The following is a 26706-nucleotide window of genomic DNA, read 5'->3' as shown; positions in this document are numbered from 1 at the left end:
GCCGCCGCCGCGCACGTCCGCGGGGGGACGGGGAGGGAGCAGGGGGCGGGATCCATCCCTCGCACAGATCGGTACGAAAACCCATGGCAGACAAGCCCACGATCGTCCTCGTGCACGGTTTCTGGGGTGGCGCCGCCCACTGGTCGGAGATCATCGGCGAGCTCCATCGGCGCGGCTACGACAAGCTGCACGCGGTGGAGAACCCGCTCACCTCGCTCGCCGACGACGCCGAACGCACCTGGAAGATGGTCAAGCAGGTCGACGGGCCCGTGCTGCTCGTCGGTCACTCCTACGGGGGCGCCGTCATCACCGAGGCCGGTGACCTGCCGAACGTGGCGGGACTCGTCTACGTCGCCGCGTTCGCCCCGGACGCGGGGGAGAGCCCGGGACAGATCAGCCAGGAGAAGCCGCCGGCGGCCTTCGACAACATCGTCCCCGACTCGGACGGCTATCTCTGGATCAAGCAGGAGGCCTTCCACGACAGCTTCGCCCAGGACCTCACCCAGGAGGAGGCGCTGGTCATGGCCGTCACACAGAAGGCTCCGCTCGCCTCCACCTTCGGCGACGTGGTCACCGCCCCCGCCTGGTGCGTCAAGCCGTGCTGGTACCAGGTGTCGACCCAGGACCGCATGATCCACCCCGACAACGAACGCCGCATGGCGCAGCGCGTGGAGCCGCGCAAGACCATCGAGCTCGACGCGAGCCATGCCTCGCTCGCCTCCCGGCCGGCCGAGGTCTGCGACCTCGTCGAGCTCGCCGTACGGGAGACCGTCGGCTGATCCCTCAGCCCCGGGCACCCTCCGTTCAGGCACCCTCCCTCCCCGCCTCCTTCCCTCCCTTCCCGTCTCCCTCCCTCCTCCGCCCGGCGTGCGCCTGCCCGGCGGAGGGCGGAGCATGAACATGAGGAGGGAGCGGCAAACGGGGGCGTGACCCAGGAGGGTGCCATGCCCGTCCCGGAAGGCGGCGACGCGCTCGTCGAGCTGCGCGCGGTGGACAAGCACTTCGGCACCCTGCACGTGCTCCAGTCCATCGACCTGACGATCCACCGCGGCGAGGTGGTCGTCGTCATCGGGCCGTCCGGCTCGGGGAAGTCGACGCTCTGCCGGGCGATCAACCGTCTGGAGCCCGTCGACGCGGGCGAGATCGTCATCGACGGCCGTCCCCTCCCGGCCGAGGGCCGCGAACTGGCGGCCCTGCGGGCAGACGTCGGGATGGTCTTCCAGTCGTTCAACCTCTTCGCGCACAAGACGGTGCTCGACAACGTCACCCTGGGCCAGATCAAGGTCCGCAAGAAGGACCGGAAGGCCGCCGAGCAGCGCGCCCGCGCGCTGCTCGACCGGGTCGGGGTCGCCGAACAGGCGGACAAGTACCCGGCGCAGCTCTCCGGCGGCCAGCAGCAGCGCGTGGCGATCGCCCGCGCCCTCGCCATGGATCCGAAGGTGATGCTCTTCGACGAGCCGACCTCCGCACTCGACCCCGAGATGATCAACGAGGTCCTGGAGGTCATGCAGCAACTCGCCCGGGACGGCATGACGATGGTGGTCGTCACCCACGAGATGGGCTTCGCCCGTTCCGCCGCCCATCGCGTCGTCTTCATGGCCGACGGACGGATCGTCGAGGCGACGACCCCGGACGAGTTCTTCAGCAATCCGCGCAGCGATCGGGCCAAGGACTTCCTGTCCAAGATCCTCCACCACTGAGCCCCGGCCGTCGCCCGATCAGCAGCCCCCAGGGGTGATCCACATGAACGCGCACAGGACCGGCAGGGCCGGCGTCGCGGTCGCCGCGGCCGTCGTCCTCTCCTTCACCTCCGCGGGACTCGCGTCCGGCGCGGCCGGAGGGGTGCCCCGAGATCACGGTGGCGACGAGATCACCGTCGGGATCAAGTACGACCAGCCCGGCATCGGACTGAAGACCCCCGACGGCACCTACACGGGCTTCGACGTCGACGTGGCGACGTACATCGCCAAGGAGCTCGGCCATGACCCGTCCGACATCGTGTGGAAGGAGGCCAAGAGCGCCGACCGGGAGACGCTGCTCCAGCGCGGTGACGTGGACTTCATCGCGGCCTCCTACTCGATCAACGACAAGCGGGCGGAGAAGGTCGACTTCGCGGGCCCCTACCTCCTGGCCCACCAGGACGTCCTCATCCGGGCCGACGACGACTCCATCAAGCAGCCGTCCGACCTGAACAACAAGAAGCTCTGCTCGGTCACCGGCTCCACCTCCGCGCAGAACGTCAAGGACAAGATCGCCCCCGACGCCCAGCTCCAGGAGTACGGCGGCTACTCCGAGTGCCTGACCGGCCTGGAGAACGGGGTCATCGACGCCGTCACCACCGACGACTCGATCCTCGCCGGGTACGCCTCGCAGGCCGAGTTCAAGGACAAGTTCAAGCTCGGCGGCTTCAAGATGAGCAACGAGAACTACGGCATCGGCGTCCAGAAGGGCAGCGACCTCAAGGCCGAGATCAACACGGCTCTCGAGAAGATGGTCGCCGACGGCTCCTGGGACGCGGCGGTGAAGAAGAACTTCGGCCCCGCCGGCTACCAGAACGAACCCGCCCCGAAGATCGGCGTCATCGTCAAGTGAGCAGGCCGTCGTGTTCGACTTCCTCCAGGGGTACGACCTGCTCGGAGCCTTCTGGGTGACGGTGCAGCTCACCGTCTACTCCGCGATCGGCTCCCTGATCTGGGGGACGCTGCTGGCCGCCATGCGCGTCAGCCCCGTCCCCCTGATGCGGGGCTTCGGCACCGTCTACGTCAACGTCGTCCGGAACATCCCCCTCACCGTCATCATCGTCTTCACCTCGCTCGGCCTGTTCCAGACGCTCGGGGTGAGCCTCGGCGCCGACAGGTTCACCACGATCAACTTCCGGCTCGCCGTCCTCGGCCTCACCGCCTACACCAGCGCCTTCGTCTGCGAGGCGCTCCGCTCCGGCATCAACACCGTCCCCCTCGGCCAGGTCGAGGCGGCCCGCGCCATCGGGCTCAGCTTCCCGCAGGTCCTGCGCATCATCGTGCTCCCGCAGGCCTTCCGCTCCGTCGTCGGCCCCCTCGCCAACGTCCTGATCGCCCTCACCAAGAACACCACCGTGGCCGCGGCGATCGGCGTCGCCGAAGCGGCCCTGCTGATGCGCGAGATGATCGAGAACGAGGCCCAACTCATGCTCATCTCCGCGATCTTCGCCCTCGGCTTCATCTGTCTCACCCTGCCCACCGGGCTGTTCCTCGGCTGGATCGCCAAGAAGGTGGCGGTGAGACGGTGAAGACGAAACCCACGGTCCTCTACGACGTCCCCGGGCCGCGCGCCCGTCGGCGCAACCTCCTCTGGACGCTGCTGTTCGTGGTCGCCCTCGCCGCGGTGGTGTGGTGGGTCGTGGTGAGCCTCGCCGACAAGAACCAGCTCGAATGGGCCAAGTGGGCACCCTTCTTCACCGACGCCCGCGTCTGGGAGACGTACCTCCTGCCCGCCCTGAAGAACACCGTGATCGCCGCGGCGCTCGCCATGGTGATCGCCCTGCCGCTCGGCGCCCTCCTCGGCATCTTCCGGCTCTCCGACCACCGGTGGCTCCGGGGCGCGGCCGGCACCGTCGTCGAGTTCTTCCGGGCCATCCCCGTCCTGATCCTCATGCTCTTCGCCAACGCCGCGTACTCCGAGTTCACCGACATCAGCCCGGACACCCGCCCCCTGTACGCGGTCGTCACCGGCCTCGTCCTCTACAACGCCTCCGTGCTCGCCGAGGTCGTCCGCGCCGGCATCCTGGCCCTGCCCAGCGGCCAGACGGACGCGGCGAAGGCCATCGGCATGCGCATGGGCCAGACCATGGCGTACGTGCTGCTGCCGCAGTCGGTCACCGCCATGCTCCCCGCCCTGGTCAGCCAGCTCGTCGTCATCGTCAAGGACACCGCGCTCGGCGGCGCGATGCTGGGGTTCTCCGAACTCCTCGCCTCCGTAAGGCCGATGAGCGCGAACTACGGCGCCAACGCGATCGCCTGCTTCACGGTCGTCGCCGTGATCTTCGTCGTCCTCAACTTCGCGCTCACCACCTTCGCCTCCTGGCTCGAAGGCCGGCTGCGGCGCGGCAAGAAGTCGACGGGCGCGGTCGTCGGCGTCGAGGCCGTGGAGGAACTGGCCACGCCGGGCGAGCACCTGGGCCCGACCGACGGGACCAGATGACAGCACCGCCGCGCCGCGCGCGGGTCCGGGCCGGCCTCGTCCGGGTCCGCGCGCGGGCCCGCGTGGGTCCGCGCGCGGGGCGGCGCGTCAGGCCTCGGGGAAGGCGAGCACCGCCACGGGGGCGGAGGTCGGCTGCGGCGAGCCACCGGCCGGTTCGACGGTGATCCCCATCCCCGCCGCTCCGTCCACGGGACCTTCGAGGAGGGTCGCCTCGGCGGTGGCGCCCGGGTCCATGAGCCCCGCGGGCCGCATCGTCCCGTCGTCGTCGTACCAGAGCTGGTAGACCTTGCCGGCCGGCGGAGGCGCCATGCCCGACGCCGCGAACACCGCCTGGTCGAGCGAGGCGGAGACGACGACCGTGCCCACGGCGCCCCCACCGAGCCGGCTGGTGGACACCTGGGCGTCCGGCGCGGCCAGGACCACGGCGACGGCGTCGTTCGCCGCCCGCGCCTGTTCCGTCTCCTCCCGGGCCTCGCCGGCCTGCCGGCCCTGCCAGGCCGCGATCCCGCCCAGCCCGACAGCCCCGGCGAGACAGGCCGCGAGGGCCCAGCGCGACCACCGGGCTCCGCGCCGCCCGCGCGGGGTCCGCGCGGCCTCCGAGGCCCGTACGGCCGCCGGGGGTGACGGTGTCTCGGAGGCCCGCTCGGCCGCTGAAGCCCGCGCGGACTCCGGGGGCGACGGCGTCTCCGAAGCCCGCTCGGCCTCCGAGGTCGGCCCGGCCTCGGGAGCGGGCGCCGCTTCCGGGTTGCGCGCCGCCTCCGAGGTCCGCGCCGTCTCCGGGTTCCGCGCCGTCTCCGACGTCCGCGCCGCCCGCGGCGTCGGCGGCGGCTCCTGGCGTACGGTCGCGATGCGCTCCATCACCCCCGCGCGGAGCGAGGCGGGCGGCGGCACCGCGACGGCGAGGCCGAGCCGGGCCACGGTCTCGGAGAACTCCTCGACCTCCCGCGCGCACGACGGGCACCCGGCCAGGTGCAGCCGCACGGCCGCGCGCTCCTCGGGGTCCAGGGCGTCGAGCGCGTACGCCCCGGTCAGCGTGTGCGGATCCACGGCGTTCACGCGCCCACCCCCAGGCAGTCCCTCAGCCGGATGAGACCGTCGCGCATCCGCGCCTTGACGGTACCCAGCGGTGCGGAGAGCAGTTCGGCGACCTCCCGGTAGCTGAGGCCGCGGTAGTAGGCCAGCGTCACCGACTGGCGCTGCAGCTCGGTCAGGCCGCGCAGACAGCGCCGTACCTGCTCGTGTTCCAGACGGCTCTCCACCTGCTCCACGACCTCGTCGTAGGCCGGCGTGTGTTCGAGGAGCGCCACCCGCTTCTCACGGTCCGACGACGCCTGCTCGGAGCGCACCCGGTCGACGGCCCTGCGGTGCGCGAGCGTCAGGACCCACGTCATCACCGATCCGCGCGCCGGCTGGTAGCGGGCCGCGGTGCGCCACACCTCGACCAGCACCTCCTGGGCCACCTCCTCCGACTGGGCGGGGTCCCGCAGCACGGTCCGCACGAGCCCCAGTACCGGTCCGGAGACGGCCTCGAAGACGCCCGTGAAGGCCTGCTGGTCGCCGAGGGCCACCCGGCCCATCAGTTCGGGCAGGTCCGGAGCCGTGGACCGGGCTCCGCCGATCCGCACGTTCTCTGTCACCGGGGAGATCCTCCAGAAAGCAGTCGGGTACGCAGAACATTCGGAGCCGTCGGCCCGCCGGACGGGTCGGATCTCCGAAGTCGCGCACAGCTCCGTTCCACCGAGGGGCGACGGCGCGTCCTCATCACTCATTCGGGCGACAGAGCCGTCCGGATGCGGGCCCGCGCCGAATACCGGGCGTGGGACACACCGGCCGGTGAGCCCCGAAGCCCGAGGAGCGATCATGAACAGCCAGACCTTCCGCCGCGCCACCGTCGCCGTGACCGCCGCCGTCCTGCTGCCGCTGGGCCTGACCGCCTGCTCGGCCGAGGCGAGCGGCGACGGAGCGGCGGCCCCCGCGGCGGCTCCGTCGCAGTCGACCGCGGCCGCCGCGACGGCCGACGGTCCCTTCGGCCCCGGGTGCGCCTCGGTGCCGAAGGAGGGCGCCGGCTCCTTCGACGGGATGGCCGACGACCCGGTGGCCACGGCCGCGTCGAACAACCCGGAGCTGTCGACGCTGGTCGCGGCCGTCAAGCAGGCCGGCCTGGTGGACACCCTCAACAACGCGGAGAACATCACCGTGTTCGCGCCGACGAACGCGGCCTTCGCCAAGATCCCGAAGGCCGACCTGGACAAGGTCCTCGCCGACAAGGCGATGCTGACCGACATCCTCACGTACCACGTCGTGGGCGAGAAGCTGGCCCCGAAGCAGCTGGAGAAGGGCTCCTTCGAGACCCTCCAGAAGGGCACGCTGACCACCGAGGGCTCCGGCGAGTCCTTCACGGTCAACGACTCCGCGAAGGTGGTCTGCGGCAACGTGCCCACCGCCAACGCCACGGTCTACATCATCGACACGGTGCTGATGCCGAAGTAGTCGGCCCTCAGGAGGTCCCGGCGGCGGTCGCGTCCTTCGGCGGAGCACCGCCGCCCCCCGGTCCCGTCGCGCTCCGGCTGAGTTCACCCGGCCACCACGCGACGGGGCCGAGGTCGCGTACGAGGGCGGGGACGAGCAGCGAGCGGACGACGAGGGTGTCCAGGAGCACGCCGAACGCGACGATGAAGGCGATCTGCGCCAGGAAGGCGAGCGGGATGACGCCCAGGGCCGCGAAGGTGGCGGCCAGGACGACACCCGCCGAGGTGATGACACCGCCGGTGGCGGTCAGCCCGCGCAGGACGCCCTCCCGGACGCCGTGCCGCAGCGACTCCTCCCGGACCCGGGACATCAGGAAGATGTTGTAGTCCACCCCGAGCGCCACCAGGAACACGAAGCCGTAGAGCGGTACCGAGGCGTCCGTCCCGGTGAATCCGAAGACGTACCGGAAGACGAGGGCCGAGACGCCGAGCGTGGCCACGAAGTTCAGCGCCACCGTGGCGACCAGCAGCAGCGGCATCAGCAGGGAGCGGAGGAGGCCGACGAGGATGGTCAGGATGATGGCGAGCACCACCGGCACGATCAGTGTCCGGTCGCGCTCGGCGGTCCGCTGGGTGTCGTACCTCTGCGCCGTGTAGCCGCCGACCAGGGCGTCCGACCCCGGGACGGCGTGGACGGCCGGGCGGAGCCGGGCGACGGTCGCCGCGGCGGCTTCGCTGTCCGCCGCGTCGGACAGGGTGACGTCGATCCGGACCCGTCCGTCGACGACCAGGGGGGCGCCGGCGCCCGGCCGGCCGGAGGCGGTGAACGGGACCGCCGAGTCGACTCCCTCGACGTCCTCGGCCGCCGCCGTCACCGCGGCGAGCGAGTCCGCCCCGGCGATCACGACCGCCGGATTGCCCGCCCCGCCGGGGAAGTGGCGCCCGAGCGTCTCCTGCGCGGCGACGGACGGGGCGTCGTTGACGAAGATCTCGTCGAGGGGGACCCCACGGGAATCCAGGACCGGGGCGAAGGCGGCGCAGGCGAGGAGCCCGGCGAGGGTCGCCGCCCAGACCTTGCGCGGGGCCCGGTCCACCAGCGCGGCGACCCGCCGCCAGATGGTGGTGCCACCGCTCTCGGCGTCGGCCGGGCGCGGCCGGGCGGGCCAGTACGCGGCGCGGCCGAGCAGGACCAGGACGGCGGGCAGGAAGGTCAGGGTGCTGAGCACCGCGCAGACGATGCCGATCGCACCCACCGGTCCGAGGGCCCGGTTGTTCGTCAGATCGCTGAGGAGGAGGGCGAGCAGGCCGAGCGCCACCGTGGCCGCGCTGGCCGTGATCGGCCCGGCGGACCGGCGCAGCGCCGCACCCATGGCCGGGAAGCGGTCCCCCTCGCGGCGGGCCAGTTCCTCCCGGTACCGGGCGGCGAGGAGGAGGGCGTAGTCGGTGGCGGCGCCGATGACCAGGATCGACAGGATGCCCTGCACCTGGCCGTCGACGCGGACGATGTCGTGGTCGGCGAGCACGTACACGACCGCGCAGGCCAGGGCGAGCGAGAGCACCGCGCCGACGATGATGACGAGCGGCAGCAGGACGCTGCGGTACACGAGCAGCAGGATGAGCAGCACCGTCACCAGGGCGACCGCGAGCAGCAGCCCGTCGATGCCGGCGAAGGCGTCCGACAGGTCGGCCTGGGTGGCGGCGGGGCCGGCCAGCTGGACGGTCGTCCCGGGGACCGAGGAGGCGGCCCGGTCGATCGCTTCGAGCGTGGGAGCGAGCTCCTCGCCGAGGTCCGGGCGAAGCTGGACGACGCCGCGCAGCGCCTCACCGTCCTCGGACGGGAGGGCCGGGGACGGGGCGCCGACGACGCCGGGTCGGCCGTTCAGCGTGGCCAGCGCGCGGGTGGCTGCGGTCCGCGCCTCGGCGGGGACCGGACCGCCGTCGGGCGAGGTCCAGACGACGAGGGCGGGAAGGGTCTCTTCCTGGCGGAAGGCCCGCTGGGCCTCGATCACCCGGGTGGACTCGGCGCTGCGGGGGAGGAAGGCGGCCTGGTCGTTGGTGGCCACCTCGCCGAGTTTCCCCGCGTACGGGCCGAGGCCGCCGCCGACGGCGAGCCAGAGGAGGAGCAGGACGAGGGGCACGAGACGGACTGCCCGGCGCGTGGGGCGGTACATGCGGACTCCAGGAACGAGGGAGGTCTGGAACATATGTTTCAATGAAAAAGAATCTCAATGATTGAGAGAGATTGAAGCACGGGTGCGGCGGTCACGGGCCCAGGGGGTGGGCGACGACGACGGAGCCGGCCGGTCAGCGGCGGGGCACGCGCAGTTCGCCGAGTTCCTCGTTCAGCGCGTCCAGGAAGCGCAGCGCGGCCGTCAGCTCCTCCTCGTCGAACCTGTGCCGGGCCCGGTCCGCGGCCTGCGCCAGCGGCATGAAGTAACTCCGTGCGGCTGCCCTCGCCCCGTCCACGTAGTGCACGTGCACCACCCTGCGGTCGGCGCTCTCCCGGGAACGCCGGATGTGCCCCGCCTTCTCCAGGCGGTCGAGACAGGCCGTGACGGCCCCCGACGTCAGACCCAGGTGCTCCCGCAGACGCCCGGGAGTCAGCGGCTCCGGGCTGTCCAGGACGACCGAGAGCGCCTGCACGTCCGTGGGATGCAGACCCTGCGCGAGAGCGAAACCATGGACCAGTCGGTTGATCTCGCCGTTCGCCCGCCGCAGCGCGCGGGCGAAGCTCTGGAGATCTCCAGGAGCGCGCTCGGGGCGGGTCCCACCGGTCCCGGAATCCTCTGTACTGGCCACACGATCAGCCTATAGATACCCAGGTGCATCCACAGCGGCGGCGTTCGGGGAAGGGATCAGGAAGCCCCCAGACCCCGCGGGAAGCCTCGCGAGCCGACGGGGCGGCACTCGGAAGGGTGGAGGGCGCCCTCGGAGCAGCCGGGGGAGCCCCTCCCGACAGCGGAACGGAGCAGGTCCATGAGCAAGGCGTCAGGACAGGAGTCCCCGGGGCCGCTCTGCCTCGTCACGGGCGTCAGCGGGTACATCGGCGGACGTCTCGTCCCCGAACTCCTCGCGGCCGGATACCGGGTGCGGTGCCTGGCCCGTACCCCCGCGAAACTCCGGGACCACCCCTGGGCCGGAGAGGTCGAGATCGTCAAGGGGGACGTCACCGACGCCGAAACCCTCGCCCCGGCCCTCCGGGACGTGGAGATCGCCTACTACCTGGTGCACGCGCTGGCCGGCGGGCCCGACTTCGAGCGCACGGACCGCCTGGCGGCCCGCACCTTCGCCGAACAGACCCGCGCCGCCGGCGTCCGCCGCATCGTCTACCTCGGCGGCCTCACCCCCCGGGACATCCCCGACCGGGAGCTCTCGCCGCATCTGCGCTCCCGCGCGGAGGTCGGGCGGATCCTCCTGGAGTCCGGGGTCCCGACGACCGTGCTCCGGGCCGCCGTCATCATCGGCTCGGGCTCGGCCTCCTTCGAGATGCTCCGCTACCTGACCGAGCGCCTGCCGGTGATGGTCACCCCGAGCTGGGTGCGTACCCGGATCCAGCCGATCGCCGTCCGGGACGTGCTGCGCTACCTGGTCGGCAGCGCGCGGATGCCCCAGGAGGTCAGCCGCTCCTTCGACATCGGCGGGCCCGACGTCCTCACGTACCTGACGATGATGCACCGCTACGCCGAAGTCGCCGGGCTGCGGCGCCGGGTCATCGTCCCCGTACCCGTCCTGACCCCAGGGCTGTCGAGCCACTGGATCGGCCTGGTCACTCCCGTGCCGCGGTCCATCGCCCGCCCGCTCGCCGAGTCGCTCCGCTACGAGGTCGTCTGCGACGAGCACGACATCGCCACGTGGGTACCGGACCCGCCCGGCACGCCACTCGGCTTCGACACGGCGCTCTCGCTCGCCCTCGAACGGGTCCGCGAGGCCCGGATCGCCACTCGCTGGTCCTCCGCCTCCGTCCCCGGCGCGCCGAGCGATCCGCTGCCCACCGACCCCGACTGGGCGGGCGGCAGCCTCTACACCGACGAGCGCGAGCTGACCGTCGACGCGTCGCCGGAGGCGCTGTGGCAGGTCGTCGAGGGCATCGGCGGCGAGAACGGCTGGTACTCCTTCCCACTCGCCTGGGCCGTCCGCGGCTGGCTCGACCGGTTGGTCGGCGGCGTCGGACTGCGCCGCGGCCGCCGCGACGCCACCCGTCTGAGGGTCGGCGACTCGCTGGACTTCTGGCGGGTGGAGGAGATCGAACGCGGCCGGCTGCTGCGGCTGCGCGCCGAGATGCGCCTCCCGGGCCTCGCCTGGCTGGAGATGTACGTCGAGCGCGACGGGAACGGAGCGACCCGCTACCGACAGCGGGCGCTGTTCCACCCGCACGGCCTGGCAGGTCAGGCCTACTGGTGGAGCGTCTCGCCGTTCCACGCCGTGGTCTTCGGCGGGATGGCCCGCGAGATCGCGCGGACCGCGGAGACCAACGGGGCGGCGGAACCGGACGGGCGTGGCGGGGAGCCGGGCGACGGGGCGGCCGGGGGCCCGCGTCCCGCGCCCGCGGGGAGCCGCGCGGCCGCGTCCACGCCGGACCGCGAGGAGTGAGGGAGCGCGTCGGGCGGGGGGCGTCGGTGCCCGGGGTCCGTGGAGCGCGGCGTTCCGGCCGCGGGTGGGCCGGGACCGGGCGTTCCGGGGCGCGGGAGGGCCGGGACCGGGCGTTCCGGGCGCGGGAGGGCCGGGACCTGGCGTCGCCGATCCCCTGCCCTCCTCCGCCCGGGGAGCGCATCCGACCGGACCCTGCGGCGCGAACGACTTCCGCAAGGTCAGTCCAGTGACCACCGGGCCGGCCGCGTGCCACGCGGCCGGCGGGGTCCCCTGCCAGGAACGGTGCCATGAACGTCTCGGTCGTCCTCTTCACCTCCGACCTCCGCGTCCACGACCATCCACCCCTGCACGCCGCCGTGGGCCGGGGGAACGAGGTCGTCCCCCTGTTCGTGCGGGATCCGGCGGTGGACCGCGCGGGCCCGGCCGCACCCAACCGGCTCGCCTTCCTCGCGGCCTGTCTCGCCGACCTCGACGCCGGTCTGCGGGAGCGCGGCGGCCGGCTCGTCGTGCGCTCGGGCGACCCGGTCGCCGAGGTGTGCGCCGTCGTGCGCGAGGCCGATGCCGACGACGTCCACATGGCGGCCGGCTGCAGCGGTTTCAGCGCTCGCCGTGAGGACCGCCTGCGCCGCGCCCTGGAGGCCGACGGGCGGCGCCTGTACGTCCACGACGGCGTCGTCACCGCACTGCCCCCCGGCGCCGTGACACCGAGCGGCTCGGACCACTACGCGGTCTTCACCCCCTACTTCGACCGCTGGTCACGTGAGCGGCTGCGCGCACCGATCGCGGCGCCCCGCCACATCCGGGTACCCGGCGGGATCCGCTCCGAGGACCTGCCGTCCCCGACGGACGTCCCCTCCGTCTCCCCGGGCCTCGCCACCGGCGGGGAGACGGAGGGACGGAAGCGCCTCACCGCCTGGCTGGCCCGGGGCGCCGACGGCTACGAGGAGGGCCACGACGACCTCGCCGGTGACCTGACCTCGCGCCTGTCGCCGTACCTCCACTTCGGGGCGGTCTCGGCGGGCGAGGCCGTCCACCGCGCCCGGTCGCGGGGCGGGCCCGGCGCGCAGGCGTTCGTACGGCAGCTCTGCTGGCGCGACTTCCACCACCAGGTCCTCGCCGCGCGCCCCGGCGCGGCCGCGGACGACTACCGCACCCAGCACGACCGCTGGCGGCGCGGGAAGGCGGCCGAGGCCGACCTGCGGGCGTGGCAGGAGGGCCGCACGGGCTACCCGGTCGTGGACGCCGCGATGCGGCAGCTCGCACACGAGGGGTGGATGCACAACCGCGGACGGCTGCTCGCGGCTTCGTTCCTGACCAAGACGCTGTACCTCGACTGGCGCGAGGGCGCCCGGCACTTCATGCGCCTGCTCGTCGACGGCGACGTCGCGAACAACCAGCTCAACTGGCAGTGGATGGCCGGCACGGGCACCGACAGCCGCCCCAACCGGGTGCTCAACCCGATGATCCAGGGCAAGCGGTACGACCCCGACGGCGCCTACGTACGGCGCTGGGTACCGGAACTCGCCGGGCTCGAAGGCCCCGCCGTCCACGAGCCATGGCGACTGCCCGGGCTGGAACGGGCCCGGTTCGACTATCCCGACCCCGTCATCGAACTCGCCGACGGGCTCGGCCGGTTCCGCCACGCACGGAACCGCGACCGGGGCTGAACGAGGCGCACCGGGAACGGGGGGAGAGAGAAGCCCCGCCCGGTCGGGCACTCAGGTCCGCCGCGCCGGCGAGGCGGCGGGCGGCTCACCCTCCTGCGACGTATCGCGGAGCCCGCGCAGGAGGGCCAGGGCCTCCCGCAGCCCGCCGGGGCGCAGCAGCCCCGGCGCGGGGGTCCGGCCCGCCCAGCCGGGTCCCGCGAGGAGGACGACCGGACGGGTCCTGGCGCCCCTGACGCCCCAGGACGTGTCGGCGACGTGCCGCGCCAGCGGATGGTGCGCCGTGGACCGGGCCTGGGCCCACAGCACGACCGCGACGGGTCCCGTCCTCCGTACCGCCTGGTCGAGCGCCTCGGGTGGCACCGCCGCGCCGAACATCAGCGTGGGCGCGCCGATCTCGGCGAGGCCGGCGGCGAGCGCCTCCAGGGGGAGCGTGTGCTGCTCGTCGGGCACGCAGGCGAGCAGGACCGGGGGAGGGCCGGCCGCCGCGGAGCCCGGGCGGGCCGTGGCGCCGAACCGGCGCAGCGCCGACGACACGTGCCAGGAGAGCAGATGCTCGACCTCGACGTACCGGTCCTCCGAGGTCTGCCACTTGCGGCCGACGGCGTGCAGGGCCGGGGCCATCACCTCCTCCCAGGCCGCGACCAGGCCGTGCCGCGCGATGGCGGCCTCCAGGAGCTCGTCCATGGCCCCGGAGTCCAGCCGGACGGCCGCCCGGCCCAGGCCCCGGGCCTGCCGCCGGGCCTCGTCCGCGGACGACTCGTCAGCCGAGCGGGACGCGGGGGGCTCGGCTTCCGCGGAGGGCCGCGCGAGGGGTCCGGAGCCGGGCCGCGGGGCGGGGCCTGCCCCGGCGGAGGCCGGGCCGGTGGGGTCGGCCGGGCCTGTGGGGTCGCTCGGGTCGATGGGGTCGGTCGGGTCGGCGGGGTCGCTCGGGTCGGCGGGTGGGACGGCCGGTCCGGTCGGGGCGGCGTGTCCGGTCAGCGCGGCCGGCCGTGTGCGCGCCGCGCCGGCCAGGGCGGCACAGGCCGCCTCCGCCGGCGGGACTCCCGACGCGGTCAGCCGGCACATCTGCCGCAGGACGGCGACGTCGTCGGGGGTCCACCGTCGGTGCCGGCCGTCCTGGCGGGCGGCCGGGCCGATGCCGTACCGGCGGTCCCAGGAGCGGAGGGTCGTGGGCGCCACTCCCAGACGGCGCGCCACCGCGCCGGTGGTGAGACCCGGCGAGAGCTCGGTCATGGCTCCACGATACGACGCACAAGCGTTGCGAGTGGAGCGCGAACGGTGTCTCGACAGAGCCTGGGAGAGCCCCGCGAGGGGGTCCCGCCCCGTTCGACCGGTCGTCCCCGGTCCAGGCCAGAGGAGCAGTCGTCATGACCGCACCGCGCGTCGTCCTGCGGTCGCCGTCCCCGGCGGAGGCCCGCACCCTGTCCGACCGCGAGGTCGCCGAGGGCTTCGTGCGCGGCGACGACCGGTGCCTCGCCGTCGCGTACGTCCGGTGGTCCGGCCTCGTGTCCGCGCTCGCCACCCGCTGCCTGGGCGACGCCAAGGAGGCCGAGGACGTCGTCCAACAGGTCTTCTTCGCCGCCTGGCGCGGCCGCGCCGGTTACCGACCGGAGCGCGGTCCGTTCCCCGGATGGCTCGTCGGCATCACACGGCGGAAGATCGCCGACGCCCTGACGGCGCGCACCCGCCGCCGGGACCTGGTGGTCGCGGCCGGGGTGCGACTGTCCCTGGGGGACGACGTGGCGGCCCACGGCCCCGACGCCGTCCTCGACCGTCTCGTGATCACCGGTGAGCTGGCGAAACTCCCCGCCGCGCAGCGCGAGGTACTGGCGATGGCCTTCTACGGGGACCTCACGCAGGCGCAGATCGCCGCGCGTACCGGACTACCGCTGGGCACGGTGAAGAGCCACGCCCGGCGGGGGCTCGACCGGATGCGGCGCTCCCTGAGCGAGGTGCCCGCCGGGAGCGGTCGCGGCACGGCCCTCGCGAGCTGAGAGAGCCAACGACGCACGAGCGACGCGGTCGACCAGAGGGTAGGGCGGCACGCGTCCGGACCGCGTCCCCGCCCCCTGCGGGGGGCGGGGACGCGGACGGGGTCGTGGAGGGGCGGCCCGGGAGGGCCGGTCGCTTCCGTGTCTCACCCTTCGGGGTGAATCACCCCCATCCTGGGCGCCGTTGATGCCGAATGAGTGGCATGACCCTCTCCTCGCCCCCGCGCGAGCCCACACGCACGGACCGACTCCTGGCGGCGGTCGGCGGTTTGCTCGCCGCCTATGTCTCCCTCGCCGTGGCGGACGTCGCCGCCTTCTGGGTGCGGCCCGAGGCGAGCCCCGTACCCGCCGTGGGCGGCGCTGTCGTCGACCGGACCCCCGCCGCCGTCAAGGACTGGGCCATCCGCGCCTTCGGCGAGGCCGACAAGGCCGTCCTCCAGCTCGGCATCCTCGTCCTGCTCGGGGCTCTCGCCGCCGGGATCGGCCTCCTCGCACTGCGTCACCGACTCCTCGGCGCGGCAGCGGTCGGCGCGTTCGGCCTCCTCGGCGCCCTGGCGGCCGTCACCCGCCCCGACTCGGACTCGGCCATTGACGCCGTGCCCTCCCTCGTGGGCGCGGCCGCCGGCGCGCTCCTGCTCTACATCCTGATCGGCTGCCTCACCCGTGGCGCCGCCGGAACAGGAACCGAGGCCGGAGCCGGAACCGGAACCGGGACCGAGGCCGGAGCCGGAGCCGTCCGTGACGGCCGCCGGAGCTTCCTGATCGTCGCCGCGGCCGGCGGCCTCGCCGCGACCGGCGCCGCCGCCGTCGCCCGCGCGGTCGGCAGCCCCGTCGAGGGGAACGCCGTCGCCTCCCGTGCCGCCCTGCGCCTGCCCCGGCCCACGTCCCCCGCACCGGCCGTACCGGCCGGGACCCAGCTCCGGGTGCCCGGGATCAGCCCGTTCCTCACCCCCAACCGCGACTTCTACCGCGTCGACACCGCGCTCGTCGTCCCCAAGGTCGACGCCGAGCGCTGGCGCCTGCGCCTCCACGGCAGCGGTGTCCGCGAGGAACTCACCCTCACGCTGCCGGAGCTGATTTCCCGTCCGGCGATCGAGCGCGACATCACCCTCGCCTGCGTCTCCAACGAGGTCGGCGGACCCTATGTCGGCAACGCCCGCTGGCTCGGCGTCTCCCTCGCGGACCTCCTTCGCGAGGCCGGCGTCCGCCCGCCCTCGGAGGGCGGACCCGCCGACCAGCTCGTCGCCCGCTCCGTCGACGGCATGACCATCGGCACCCCCGTCGAGGAGGTCATGGACGGCCGTGACGCCCTCCTCGCCTTCGGCATGAACGGCGAACCCCTGCCCTTCACCCACGGCTTCCCCGTCCGCATGCTCGTTCCCGGTCTCTACGGGTACGTCTCGGCCTGCAAGTGGATCGAGTCGATCGAGCTCACCACCTTCGACGCCTACGACGCCTACTGGGTCCCGCGCGGCTGGGCCGCCGAGGCACCCGTCAAGACGCAGTCCCGCATCGACACCCCCCGCCCCCTGGCCCGGCCCACCGCCGGCACCGTGATGATCGCCGGAGTGGCCTGGGCCCAGCACCGGGGCATCACCCGCGTCGAGGTACGGATCGACGAGGGCCCCTGGCGGGACGCCCGCCTCGCCGCCGAGGACAGCCGTGACACCTGGCGCCAGTGGACGTACCCCTGGACGGCCGACCCGGGCCGGCACACCCTCACCGTGCGCGCCACCGACGGCACCGGCACCACCCAGTCCGAACAGCGCACCGACACGATGCCCGACGGGGCCCAGGGTTGGCACTCCGTCGTCGTGACGGTGAAGTGACCCGGTGGTACGGCGCGACGAATCGTAACGAAGCGGTTCCGCCGGTCCGTTCGGGCCGTTCATGAGGGACACTGCTTCCGTGCGTGGACATCTTCCGGACGAGAACCCTGGGTTCGTGGGGCGCCGCACGGAACTGGGCCGAATATCCGCCGCGTTGGCGGAGCGCCGCCTCGTCACCGTGACCGGCGTCGGCGGCGTCGGCAAGACCCGTCTCGCGCTGCGCGCCGCGCACCGCGCGGCCGGGCGGTTCCCGGACGGCGCCTGGTGGACCGACCTGACCCCCCTCGACGGCGACCGCCTCCTCGTCGCGCTCGTCGCCGACTCCGTCGACCTCGCCGACCACACCCCCGGCATGGCGAGCACCGCGCTCTGCCGGAGGCTCGCAGAGGACCGGCTGCTCCTCGTCCTCGACTCCTGCGAGCACCTCGCCGGTCCCTGCGCCCGGCTCGTCGCCGACCTGCTCGCCGCCGCCCCCGGACTCACCGTCCTCGCCACCAGCCGCCGCCCCCTCGGTGTCGACGGCGAGCGGATCGTCGCCCTCGACCCGCTGCCGCCCGCCGGGCGGGACGCCCTGGAGCTGCTCCGCCGGGCCGCCGGGGAGGACTTCCCCGCCGCCGGGCCCGCCGGGGAGATCTGCGTACGCCTCGAAGGCATCCCCCTCGCCCTGGAACTGGCCGCCGCGCAGATCCGCCTCCAGGGCGCCGAGGCCGTCCGCGACCAGCTCGGGACCCGCCTCGACACCCCGCCGGGAGCCCGCTTCGAGCTGCTCGCCCACACCGACCGGGTGTGGCCGAGCCGCCATCAGACCCTGCGCGCCGCCATCGGCTGGAGCCACGAGCTGTGCGCCCCGCTCGAACGCCTCCTCTGGGCCCGTCTCTCCGTCTTCCGCGGCCCCTTCGACCTCCCGTCGGCGATCGCCGTCTGCTCCGGCGGTCCGCTGACCCCCGCGTCCCTGCCGGAAGCCCTCGACGGACTCGTCCGCTCCTCCGTGGTCCGCCCGCCCGACGCGTCCGGACGCCACCGGATGCTCGACACGATCCGCGCGTACGGGGCGACCTGGCTGGACCGGACCGGCGAGACCGGGACGGTCGCCGACCGGCACGCCGCCCACTTCCGTGGCCTCGCCCGCCGGGCGGACACCGAGTGGCTCGGCGCCCGCCAGCTCCGCTGGTACCGCAGCGTCGACGCCCACCACACCGATCTCCGTACCGCCCTCGACCGGCTGCTGCGCACCGACCCGGACGCGGCGCTCGACCTCGTCGGCTCCGTCGCCTTCGCCTGGTCCTGCCGCGGGCGCCTCCGCGAGGCCCGCGACGGCCTCGAACAGGCCCTGCTCCTCAGCGACTCCCGGGGCCGCGCCCGAGCCCGCGCCCTCTGGGCGCTCGGCGTGACCCTCGTCCTCCAGGGCGAGTCCGGCCCGGCCCAGGAGGTCAGCGAACGCTGCGCCCGTGAGGCCCGCTACACGGAGTACGAGGAGGCCTTGGAGGGACGGTGGGGGGAGCGGCCCGGGGGACGGTCGGACGAACGGTCCGGGGAACGGCCGGGGGAGCGGCCCGAGGGACGCCCGGGGTCCCGGCCGGCAGGTGCGCCGGACGATCCGGACGCGGTGGCCGGGCGGCCCCGGCCCGGTGACCTCACCCTGGACGCCGCCGCCCTGGCGGGGCTCCTCGCCCTGACCACCGCCCGCCCCATGGCCGCCTTCGTCGTCGTGGACCACGTCCTCGACGCCGTGCCCGGCGGACCGGCCGACTCCGCCGCCCGGCTGCGCTGCGGCCTCGTACGGGTCTTCGCCCTCACCGGCCTCGGCCGGCTCGCCGAGGCCCGCGAGCGGGCGCTCGCGCTGCGCGCCCTCTGCGAGGAGCTCGACGAGCACTGGACGCGCACCGCCCTGGAGTACCAGCTCGCGCTCACCGGCCTCCTGGAGGGCGACCCCGCGGCCGCCGCCGGACACGCCCGCGAGATGCTCGAAGGCACCCGGCGGCTCGGCGCGAGCCTGGGCGTCGCCCTCGGCCTCGACGTCCTCGCCACGGCCCTCGCGGCCGCCGGAGACGGTGAGCGCGCCGCCGACGTCTCCGGCACGGGCGAGGCGTACTGGCGCTCCACCGGCCAGCCCCGCCGTGGTCTGCCCGGGCTGCGCGCCCTCCGCGAGAAGTACACCGACACGGCCCGCGCGACGATCGGCGAGCCCGCCTACGAGGAGATCTTCCTGCGCGCCCTCGCGGGCCTCCCGCAGGACGGCCTCGACCGGGCGCTGCGCGGCTCCCCGCAGTCCTGACGACGGCCCGAGCCGTACCGGCCGGCGCCGGCGGCCACGGCCGGCCCCGAGACCGTCGCCGACCGGTCCGGCGCCGGGGTGTCGTGGGGCTGTCCTGGCAGTGTTCCGGGTCTGTGACACAGCGGTCTCCGGTACTGCGTCGGGGCCGGGCCGTTGCTACGTTCCGGGCAGGGGTGCGGCCCGCGGGGCCGCCCGAACAGGGGGAGTCCCGAATGAACGTCGACCGCCTCAGACCCACCGTCCTCACGCTGGCCGCCCTCACCCTGGCCGTCGCGCTCACCGGCTGCCAGGAGAGCGGATCCGCCGCCGGGGGCGCCGCGCCGGGTGTGACCGCCGAGGCGCCCGAGACGTCAGGGGACCCGGGGCCCACCGCCGAGCCGTCGGCGGAGCCTCCGACCGAGGCCCCGACCACTCCGGCCCCCGCACCGACGACGACGAAGCCCACGACCGACAAGCCCGCGACCGACAAGCCCGCGACCGACAAGCCCGCGACCGACAAGCCCGCGACCGACAAGCCCGCGACCAACAAGCCCACGACCGACAAACCCGCGACGAAGAAGCCCTCCACGAAGAAGCCCGGCGGGTCGAAGTCCGGGGCGTCCGAAGACGCGTCGGCCGACTGTGTCGACGCGCCGCCGAGCCCCGACGACGTCGACCCCGACGAGATCGCCCTGTACCGCGTCGAGGAACTCGACGGCAGCACCGGGAAGGTGAACCTCGTCCTCCAGCACGGAGCCTGGGGCTGCGGTGCGGCGGACACCGACGGCGCTCCCTTCGTCGGCACCGGCGAGGAGAGCCGCTGGGCCCTCGACCAGGCCGCGTACGTCACCGTCACCACCCCGATCGTCGAGAGCACCGAGAACCAGCGGATCGGTGTCCAGGAGCTGATCGACTGGGTCGACGCGCATCCGGACTCGGGCCTGGTCTTCCGGTACGAGACCGGCGACGACGGGGCGATCCACCGGTTGGAGCAGGTCTTCACCCCGTGAGCCGAGCGGGGACGCGGCGGCGGCCCCACTCGTCGGCAGGCAGACGGCGCCCCTTTCCGGACACGACCTGGCACCCATCGGCAGGACACCACGACGCGCCCGGCGCACCATGAGGGGATGGACGGATCCCCGAGCGGGCCGGGTGACATCAGCGCACCGGGACGGCTCGCGGGCCCCGAGGAGGGCATCACCTCCGAGGAGCTCGCCCTCGCCGCCCGCAACCACGGGCTGCCCCTCGAAGCGCTGCGGTACGACGTCACCCCGCCCGGCCTCCACTACGTGCTCGTGCACTACGACATCCCCGCCACGGACCCGGACGGCTGGCGGCTCACCGTCGGCGGGCGGGTGCTCCGGCCGCTCGCCCAGGACCTCGACGCGCTGCGCGCACGGCCCTCCGTCACCCGCCGCGTGACCCTGGAGTGCGCCGGGAACGGCCGCGCCCGGCTCACCCCGCGCCCCGTCAGCCAGCCCTGGCTCGTCGAGGCGGTCGGCACCGCCGACTGGACGGGCATCCCGCTCGCCGCGCTGCTCGCGGAGGCCGGGACCGCCGAGGACGCGGTCGAGGCCGTGTTCACGGGCGCCGACCACGGGGTCGAGCGGGGCGTCGAGCAGGACTACCGCCGCGGCCTGCCCCTGTCGGTGGCGGCCGACCCGGCGCGGGACGTCCTCGTCGCGTACGCGATGAACGGCGCGCCCCTGCCCCCGCAGCACGGCTCCCCCCTCCGGCTCGTCGTCCCCGGCTGGTACGGCATGGCCCACGTGAAGTGGCTCCACGACATCACGGTCACCGCAGACCCGTACACCGGCTTCCAGCAGAGCGTCGCCTACCGCGTCCGGGGCGCGACGGCCGCCGACGACGACCCCGGCGAGCCCGTCACCCTCATCGCGCCCCGCGCCCTGATGATCCCGCCCGGCTTCCCGGACTTCATGTCCCGCGCCCGGGTCGTCCGCCCCGGGCCCGTCCCCCTCGCCGGGCGCGCCTGGTCCGGCCACGGACCGGTCACGCGCGTCGAGATCAGCGTGGACGGCGGCGCGGCCTGGACGGATGCCGCGCTCGACCACGACACCGCGCACCCCTGGGCCTGGTCGTCCTGGTACGGCACCTGGACGGCGACACCGGGGCGGCACCGCCTCACCGCGCGGGCGACCGACGCCGAGGGGCACGTCCAGCCGCTCGCCGCCCCGTGGAACCGCGGCGGCTTCGCGAACAACCTCGTGCAGCGGGTCGAGGTGTTCTGCGTACCGGACCCGTCCGACGCCTGATCGGGCGGCGCGTAGAGTCGTCCCCGGTATCACCGCGGTACACCGCACCCCGCCCGACCCCGACGAGGAGACCCCCGTGACCGACCCGGCGTCCACCGCCCTCCAGCAGCAGATCGCCCGGGAGCTCGAGGTGTCCGACACCTTCGACCCGGCCGTGGAGATCGAGCGCCGAGTGGCCTTCCTCGCCGAGCGCCTCACCTCCACGGGGCTGCGCTCCCTCGTCCTCGGCATCAGCGGGGGCGTCGACTCGACCACCGCCGGCCGGCTGTGCCAGCTCGCCGTCGAGCGGGTCCGGGCCGCCGGGCACGACGCGACCTTCTACGCCATGCGCCTGCCGTACGGCGTCCAGGCCGACGAGAGCGACGCGCAGACCGCCCTCGGCTTCATCCGCGCCGACCAGGTCCTCACCGTCGACGTGAAGGCCGCGAGCGACGCCGCCCTGGACGCCTGCCTCGCGGGCGGGGTGGCCTTCCGCGACGCCCACCACCAGGACTTCGTCCAGGGCAACATCAAGGCCCGCCAGCGGATGATCGCCCAGTACGCGGTCGCCGGCGCCCACGACGGTCTCGTCGTCGGCACCGACCACGCCGCCGAGGCCGTCTCCGGCTTCTTCACCAAGTTCGGCGACGGCGCCGCCGACGTCGTCCCGCTCACCGGCCTCACCAAGCGGCGCGTCCGCGCGGTCGCCGCCGAGCTCGGCGCCCCGGCCGGTCTGGTGTGGAAGGTCCCGACGGCCGACCTGGAGACCCTGGACCCGGGCAAGCCCGACGAGGACGCCCTCGGCGTCACGTACGACGACATCGACGACTTCCTGGAGGGCAAGCCGGTCGCGGAGGCCGCCTTCGCCTCCATCGTCCGCCGCTACCGGCTCACCGAGCACAAGCGACAGCTGCCGATCGCTCCCTGAGCGGTTCACGGCCCGTCGGCGGATCCTGGAAGGGGGTCTCGGAAGAGTCTCCCGGAAGGGAGTACGCCATGTTCGGCGAGACCACGGCGTTCAGCGGCTTCTCGGTCGACGACCTCGACGCCGCCCGGCGCTTCTACGGCGAGACCCTCGGTCTGAAGGTGGAGGGACAGGGGGAGGGCGACATGCGCATGCTCCTCCTCACCCTGGCCGGCGGGGCGCGGATCTTCGTCTACCCGAAGGAGAACCACACCCCCGCCTCGTTCACGATCCTCAACTTCGAGGTCGACGACGTCGACCGGGCCGTCGACGAGCTGGCGGCGCGCGGGGTGACCCCGGAGCGCTACCCCGAGTTCGAGGCGGACGAGAAGGGCATCATGCGGGGCGGTGACGGCAGGCCGACGATCGCCTGGTTCACGGACCCCGCGGGGAACGTCCTCTCCGTCCTCAACGAACACGGCTGAGCCGCCGGGACCAGGGGTTCCGCACCCGAACGGCCCGGCCGCGGTGCGGACCGCCCCCGTTCCCCCTGCAATGGGAAGGTGACCGCGCCGCCCGACGACTGCCTCGCCCGCAACGAGTGGATCTGCGGCGCCTACGTGTCCTCACGGCGCGAGATCCTCGCCGACGCCGTCGTCCAGCACCTCCAGCTCACCGCGGTCTCGGTCGCCCTCGCCCTGCTGCTCGCCCTGCCGCTCGCGATCGTCGCCCGCCGCTGGCGCTGGGCGGCCGGGCCCGTCCTCGGGATCACCACGGTCCTGTACACGATCCCGGCGCTCGCGATGTTCTCGCTGCTCCTGCCCGTGTACGGACTCTCCGCCGCCCTGGTCGTGGCCGGTCTCGTCCTGTACTCGCTCACCCTCCTCGTACGGAACGTCCTCGCCGGGCTCCGCGCCGTCCCCGAGGAGACGCGCCAGGCCGCGCGCGGCCTCGGGTACGGGCCGATCCGCCTCCTCCTCGCCGTCGAACTGCCCCTCGCGCTGCCCGCCGCCATGGCCGGGCTCCGCATCGCGACCGTCTCCGCCGTCTCCCTCGTCACCATCGGCGCGATCGTCGGCCACGGCGGCCTCGGCAACCTGATCTACGCCGGGATGAACACCTACTTCAAGGCCCAGGTCCTCACCGCCTCCGTCCTCTGCGTCGTCATCGCCGTCACCGCGGACCTGCTCCTGCTCGGCGCGCAGCGGCTGCTGACCCCCTGGACCCGGGGGCAGGCCGCGTGACGACGCTGAGCGACGCCTGGTCCTGGCTCACGACCGCCGCTCACTGGTCCGGCGAGAACGGCGTCTGGCAGCGGCTCGGCGAGCACGTGTTCCTCACCGTCGTCTGCCTCGCGCTCAGCTGCCTCGTCGCCCTGCCCGTCGCGCTCGTCCTCGGCCACCTCGGCAAGGGCGGCGCGCTCGCCGTGAACCTCGCCAACGCGGGCCGTGCCGTGCCCACCTTCGCCGTCCTCGTCCTGCTGCTGCTCAGCCCCCTCGGCCCGTACGGCGAGTGGCCGACGATCATCGCGCTCGTCCTCTTCGCGGTGCCCCCGCTGCTCACCAACGCGTACGTCGGGATGCGGGGCGTCGACGCCGACGTCGTGCGGGCCGCCCGGGGCATGGGCATGACGGGCGGTCAGACCCTCGCCCGGGTCGAGCTGCCGCTCGCGCTGCCGTTCGTCCTCACCGGCGTACGGATCGCGGCCGTCCAGCTCGTCGCCACCGCCACCGTGGCCGCGCTCGCGGGAGGCGGCGGGCTCGGCCGCATCATCACCGCGGGGTTCAACCTCGCCTCCACCCCGCAGGTCGTCGCCGGGGCCCTCCTCGTGGCCGCCCTCGCGCTCCTGGTGGAGGGGGTCTTCGAAGCGGTCCAGCGCCTCGCGCCCGCCGGGGCGCGGGGGAGCGGCGCGTGAGGCCGCCCCGCGTACCCCTCGCCGCCCTCGTACTCTCGCTCGCTCTCACCGGCTGCGGCACGGGCCCGAGCCTGGAGGACCAGGGCGAGGTCACCGCCCCGCCGGGGGACAGCCGCAGCCTGACCGTCGGCTCGGCCGGCTTCACCGAGAGCGACCTGCTCGCCCAGATGTACGCGCTGCTCCTTCAAGAGGCCGGCTACCGTACGAAGATCCTCTCCGTCACCAACCGCGAGCTGTACGAACCCGCCCTGGAGAGCGGGCAGATCGACGTCGTGCCGGAGTACGCGGCGACCTTCGCCGACTGGCTGAACGCCAAGGCCAACGGCGCGGACGCGCCGACCGTCGGCTCCCCCGACCTGACCGCGACCATGACCGCTCTCCGCGCCCTCGCCGCCCCGCGCGGGCTCACCGTCCTCGACCCCGGCCGCGCCGTCGACCAGAACGCCTTCGCCGTCACCGCCGCGTACGCCGCCGAGCACCGTCTGAAGACCCTGAGCGACCTCGGCGCCGCCCGGCTCCCCGTCAGGCTCGCGGCCGGCGACGAATGCGTCCAGCGGCCGTACTGCGCCCCCGGTCTGACGAAGGTCTACGGCATCGAGGTGACCGCCGTCGACCCGAAGGGCGTCGGGACGACCCAGGCGAAGCAGGCCGTCCAGAGCGGCCAGGACCAGCTGGTGCTCACGACGACCACGGACGCCACGCTCGACGACTTCGGGCTCGTCCTGCTCGCCGACGACAAGAACCTCCAGAACGCCGATCACATCGTGCCCGTCGTCAACCGAGCCCGGGCCGGGAGAACGGGCGTCACGGAGGCCCTCGACCGTCTCAACACCGTGCTGACCACGGCCGATCTGGCGGAGCTCAACGAACGGGTGGACAGCTGGCGCCGCCTCCCCGAGGACGTGGCGCGGAACTACCTCACCGGCAAGGGGCTGATTCCGCGCTGACGATCGCGGTTCGGGGGTCAGCCCGCTGAACAGCGTCTCTTGTCATGACCCTTGCGGGGCGCTCCGGACCCCTGGTATTCATCCGTCAGGAAAGTTTCCTTCCAGTCCGACGGGCTTTCCCTCACCCCTCGTTCATCGTTCCGTGGAGACCCCCATGACTTCGGCACGATCCGTACGCCCCCGTCCCCACCTCCGCCCCGGACTCCGGCGGCTCGGCGTCGCCGGCACCGCCCTCGGCGCCCTGCTCCTCGGCCTCGCCGCCGCCCCGCCCACCGCGAGCGCCGCCCCCGTCATCCACGAGGCGGAGACGGCCACCGTCTCCCAGGGCCTCGCCGAGTCCGACCATGCCGGATACACCGGCACGGGCTTCGTCAACTACGGCAACGTCAGCGGCAGTTACGTCCAGTGGAACGTCAACGCCGCCCAAGCGGGCACCGCAACGCTCACCCTGCGCTACGCCAACGGCACGACGACCAACCGCCCGATGGACATCACCGTCAACGGCGCCACCGCCGTCTCCGGCAAGGCCTTCGCCGGTACGGGAGCCTGGACCACCTGGGCCACCACCCAGGTCACCGCCACCCTCAAGGCGGGCGCCAACACCGTCCGCGCCACCGCCACCACCGCGAACGGCGGCCCCAACGTCGACCACCTCGCCGTCGACACCGGCACCACGACCCCGCCGCCCACCGGCACCACCCCCGCCGCGATCAACGGCCAACTGAAGGTCTGCGGCACCAAGCTCTGCAACAGCTCCGGCAATCCGATCCAGCTGCGCGGCATGTCCAGCCACGGCACCCAGTGGTACGCCCAGTGCCTGACGGGCGGCTCTCTCGACGCCCTCGCCAAGGACTGGAACGCCGACGTCCTGCGCGTCTCCACGTACGTCCAGGAGGAGGGGTACGAGACCGATCCCCGCAAGTACACCGACCTGGCGCACTCGCTCATCGAGCAGGCCACCGCACGCGGCATGTACGTGATCGTCGACTGGCACATGCTCGACCCGGGCGACCCGCAGTACAACCTCGCCCGCGCCAGGACCTTCTTCACCGAGATCGCCCAGCGCCACGGCGCCAAGACCAACCTGCTCTACGAGATCGCCAACGAGCCGAGCGGCGTCGCCTGGTCCCGCATCAAGAGCTACGCCGAGGAGCTCATCCCCGTCATCCGCGCCAAGGACGCCGAGACCCCGGTCCTCGTCGGCACGCGCGCCTGGTCGTCGTTCGGCGTCTCCGAGGGCTCCGACGAGTCCGAGGTCGTGTCCAACCCCGTGAACGCGGCCAACATCATGTACACGTTCCACTTCTACGCGTACTCCCACCGGGACGAGTACCTGAACACCCTCTCCCGCGCCGCCGACAAGCTGCCCGTCTTCGTCACCGAGTTCGGCACACAGAACTACGCGGGCGAGGGGACGAACGACTTCACCATGACGCAGAAGTACCTCGACCTGATGGCCGCCAAGAAGATCAGCTGGGTCAACTGGAACTTCTCCGACGACGACCGCAGCGGCGCCGTCTTCAAGCCCGGCACCTGCGCCGCCGGGGGAACCTGGACCGGCACCACCTCCCTCAAGCCCGCCGGCGTCTGGATCCGCGACCGCATCAGGACGGCGGACTCCTTCCCCACCTCCTGACCCGCCCCGCGCGTGTCCGGTACGCCCCCGCCGTGTGATCCACTGTCCTGGCGGGGGCGTACCGATCAGGAGCA

General features: G+C 73.7%; 24 protein-coding genes. 19 read left to right on the top strand and 5 right to left on the bottom strand.

What is annotated here, in order from left to right; translation table 11 throughout:
- Positions 1–83: 83 nt before the first annotated feature.
- The 5 genes from ACWFR1_RS11170 (at position 84) to ACWFR1_RS11150 (ending at position 4179) form a co-directional block, all read left to right on the top strand.
- Entirely contained in the window at positions 84–779 is a 696-nt protein-coding gene (locus tag ACWFR1_RS11170; RefSeq protein ID WP_453549102.1) for an alpha/beta hydrolase, read from the top strand.
- A gap of 165 nt (positions 780–944) precedes the next feature.
- The gene (locus ACWFR1_RS11165) at positions 945–1700 is read left to right on the top strand and encodes an amino acid ABC transporter ATP-binding protein (RefSeq protein ID WP_453549100.1); all 756 of its coding nucleotides are present in this window, start codon (positions 945–947) and stop codon (positions 1698–1700) included.
- A 43-nt stretch (positions 1701–1743) separates the two neighbouring features.
- The gene (locus ACWFR1_RS11160) at positions 1744–2592 is read left to right on the top strand and encodes a glutamate ABC transporter substrate-binding protein (RefSeq protein WP_453549097.1); all 849 of its coding nucleotides are present in this window, start codon (positions 1744–1746) and stop codon (positions 2590–2592) included.
- 10 nt (positions 2593–2602) lie between these two features.
- Positions 2603–3268: an amino acid ABC transporter permease gene (locus tag ACWFR1_RS11155; RefSeq protein ID WP_453549095.1), complete on the top strand. Its 666-nt coding sequence runs from the start codon at positions 2603–2605 to the stop codon at positions 3266–3268.
- Positions 3265–4179 carry an amino acid ABC transporter permease gene (locus ACWFR1_RS11150; protein WP_453549093.1) on the top strand — a complete coding sequence of 305 codons (915 nt, stop codon included), beginning with the start codon at positions 3265–3267 and terminating at the stop codon, positions 4177–4179. Before ACWFR1_RS11155 ends, ACWFR1_RS11150 begins: the two co-directional genes overlap by 4 nt.
- Before the next feature lie 87 nt (positions 4180–4266).
- On the opposite strand, the gene ACWFR1_RS11145 is transcribed toward ACWFR1_RS11150, so the two are convergent.
- Complete coding sequence (locus tag ACWFR1_RS11145) at positions 4267–5235, bottom strand: anti-sigma factor (protein WP_453549090.1); 969 nt, start codon at positions 5233–5235, stop codon at positions 4267–4269.
- Positions 5232–5816 (bottom strand): sigma-70 family RNA polymerase sigma factor, encoded by a 585-nt coding sequence (locus ACWFR1_RS11140; RefSeq protein WP_453549088.1) that lies wholly within the window; start codon positions 5814–5816, stop codon positions 5232–5234. The genes ACWFR1_RS11145 and ACWFR1_RS11140 overlap by 4 nt, the downstream gene beginning before the upstream one ends.
- A 223-nt stretch (positions 5817–6039) precedes the next feature.
- Between ACWFR1_RS11140 and ACWFR1_RS11135 the strand changes: the two genes are divergently transcribed.
- Positions 6040–6669 (top strand): fasciclin domain-containing protein, encoded by a 630-nt coding sequence (locus ACWFR1_RS11135; RefSeq protein WP_453549085.1) that lies wholly within the window; start codon positions 6040–6042, stop codon positions 6667–6669.
- 7 nt (positions 6670–6676) lie between these two features.
- Here the strand turns inward: ACWFR1_RS11135 and ACWFR1_RS11130 are convergent, their stop codons facing one another.
- A complete protein-coding gene (locus ACWFR1_RS11130; RefSeq protein ID WP_453549083.1) occupies positions 6677–8818 on the bottom strand; it encodes an MMPL family transporter in 2142 nt (713 codons plus the stop codon).
- 133 nt (positions 8819–8951) lie between these two features.
- A complete protein-coding gene (locus ACWFR1_RS11125) occupies positions 8952–9446 on the bottom strand; it encodes a MarR family winged helix-turn-helix transcriptional regulator (RefSeq protein WP_453549081.1) in 495 nt (164 codons plus the stop codon).
- A gap of 177 nt (positions 9447–9623) precedes the next feature.
- On the opposite strand from ACWFR1_RS11125, the gene ACWFR1_RS11120 reads away from it, so the two are divergent.
- A complete protein-coding gene (locus tag ACWFR1_RS11120) occupies positions 9624–11237 on the top strand; it encodes an SDR family oxidoreductase (RefSeq protein ID WP_453549078.1) in 1614 nt (537 codons plus the stop codon).
- A gap of 287 nt (positions 11238–11524) precedes the next feature.
- Positions 11525–12904: a cryptochrome/photolyase family protein gene (locus ACWFR1_RS11115; protein ID WP_453549076.1), complete on the top strand. Its 1380-nt coding sequence runs from the start codon at positions 11525–11527 to the stop codon at positions 12902–12904.
- 51 nt (positions 12905–12955) lie between these two features.
- Here the strand turns inward: ACWFR1_RS11115 and ACWFR1_RS11110 are convergent, their stop codons facing one another.
- On the bottom strand, positions 12956–14137 hold the full coding sequence (locus tag ACWFR1_RS11110) for a MerR family transcriptional regulator (protein WP_453549073.1): 1182 nt from the start codon (positions 14135–14137) through the stop codon (positions 12956–12958).
- Between the two features lie 134 nt (positions 14138–14271).
- Here ACWFR1_RS11110 and ACWFR1_RS11105 point away from each other — a divergent pair, with 134 nt between their 5' ends.
- From ACWFR1_RS11105 to ACWFR1_RS11055, 11 genes are all read left to right on the top strand, one after another.
- Complete coding sequence (locus tag ACWFR1_RS11105) at positions 14272–14898, top strand: sigma-70 family RNA polymerase sigma factor (protein WP_453549071.1); 627 nt, start codon at positions 14272–14274, stop codon at positions 14896–14898.
- Between the two features lie 200 nt (positions 14899–15098).
- Positions 15099–16724, top strand: a complete 1626-nt coding sequence (locus ACWFR1_RS11100; RefSeq protein WP_453549069.1) for a molybdopterin-dependent oxidoreductase — start codon at positions 15099–15101, stop codon at positions 16722–16724.
- A 115-nt stretch (positions 16725–16839) separates the two neighbouring features.
- Positions 16840–18999, top strand: coding sequence for an ATP-binding protein (locus ACWFR1_RS11095; RefSeq protein ID WP_453549067.1), 2160 nt, complete (start codon positions 16840–16842; stop codon positions 18997–18999).
- A gap of 212 nt (positions 19000–19211) precedes the next feature.
- On the top strand, positions 19212–19988 hold the full coding sequence (locus ACWFR1_RS11090) for a hypothetical protein (protein ID WP_453549065.1): 777 nt from the start codon (positions 19212–19214) through the stop codon (positions 19986–19988).
- 117 nt (positions 19989–20105) lie between these two features.
- Positions 20106–21251: a sulfite oxidase gene (locus ACWFR1_RS11085; RefSeq protein WP_453549063.1), complete on the top strand. Its 1146-nt coding sequence runs from the start codon at positions 20106–20108 to the stop codon at positions 21249–21251.
- Positions 21252–21327: 76 nt separating this feature from the next.
- Positions 21328–22158, top strand: coding sequence for an ammonia-dependent NAD(+) synthetase (gene nadE, locus ACWFR1_RS11080; protein WP_453549061.1), 831 nt, complete (start codon positions 21328–21330; stop codon positions 22156–22158).
- Positions 22159–22226: 68 nt separating this feature from the next.
- A complete protein-coding gene (locus tag ACWFR1_RS11075) occupies positions 22227–22619 on the top strand; it encodes a VOC family protein (protein ID WP_453549059.1) in 393 nt (130 codons plus the stop codon).
- A 78-nt stretch (positions 22620–22697) separates the two neighbouring features.
- The gene (locus ACWFR1_RS11070; protein WP_453549056.1) at positions 22698–23378 is read left to right on the top strand and encodes an ABC transporter permease; all 681 of its coding nucleotides are present in this window, start codon (positions 22698–22700) and stop codon (positions 23376–23378) included.
- Positions 23375–24049, top strand: a complete 675-nt coding sequence (locus ACWFR1_RS11065) for an ABC transporter permease (protein ID WP_453549053.1) — start codon at positions 23375–23377, stop codon at positions 24047–24049. The genes ACWFR1_RS11070 and ACWFR1_RS11065 overlap by 4 nt, the downstream gene beginning before the upstream one ends.
- Complete coding sequence (locus tag ACWFR1_RS11060; RefSeq protein ID WP_453549051.1) at positions 24046–24996, top strand: ABC transporter substrate-binding protein; 951 nt, start codon at positions 24046–24048, stop codon at positions 24994–24996. Before ACWFR1_RS11065 ends, ACWFR1_RS11060 begins: the two co-directional genes overlap by 4 nt.
- A gap of 154 nt (positions 24997–25150) precedes the next feature.
- Positions 25151–26632 (top strand): cellulase family glycosylhydrolase, encoded by a 1482-nt coding sequence (locus tag ACWFR1_RS11055; RefSeq protein WP_453549049.1) that lies wholly within the window; start codon positions 25151–25153, stop codon positions 26630–26632.
- The last annotated feature ends 74 nt before the right edge of the window (positions 26633–26706 follow it).

The organism is Streptomyces sp. NPDC055103 (assembly GCF_053607625.1).
Note: the sequence above shows the minus strand (reverse complement) of the source record. Positions and strands in the feature narration are given on the sequence as shown.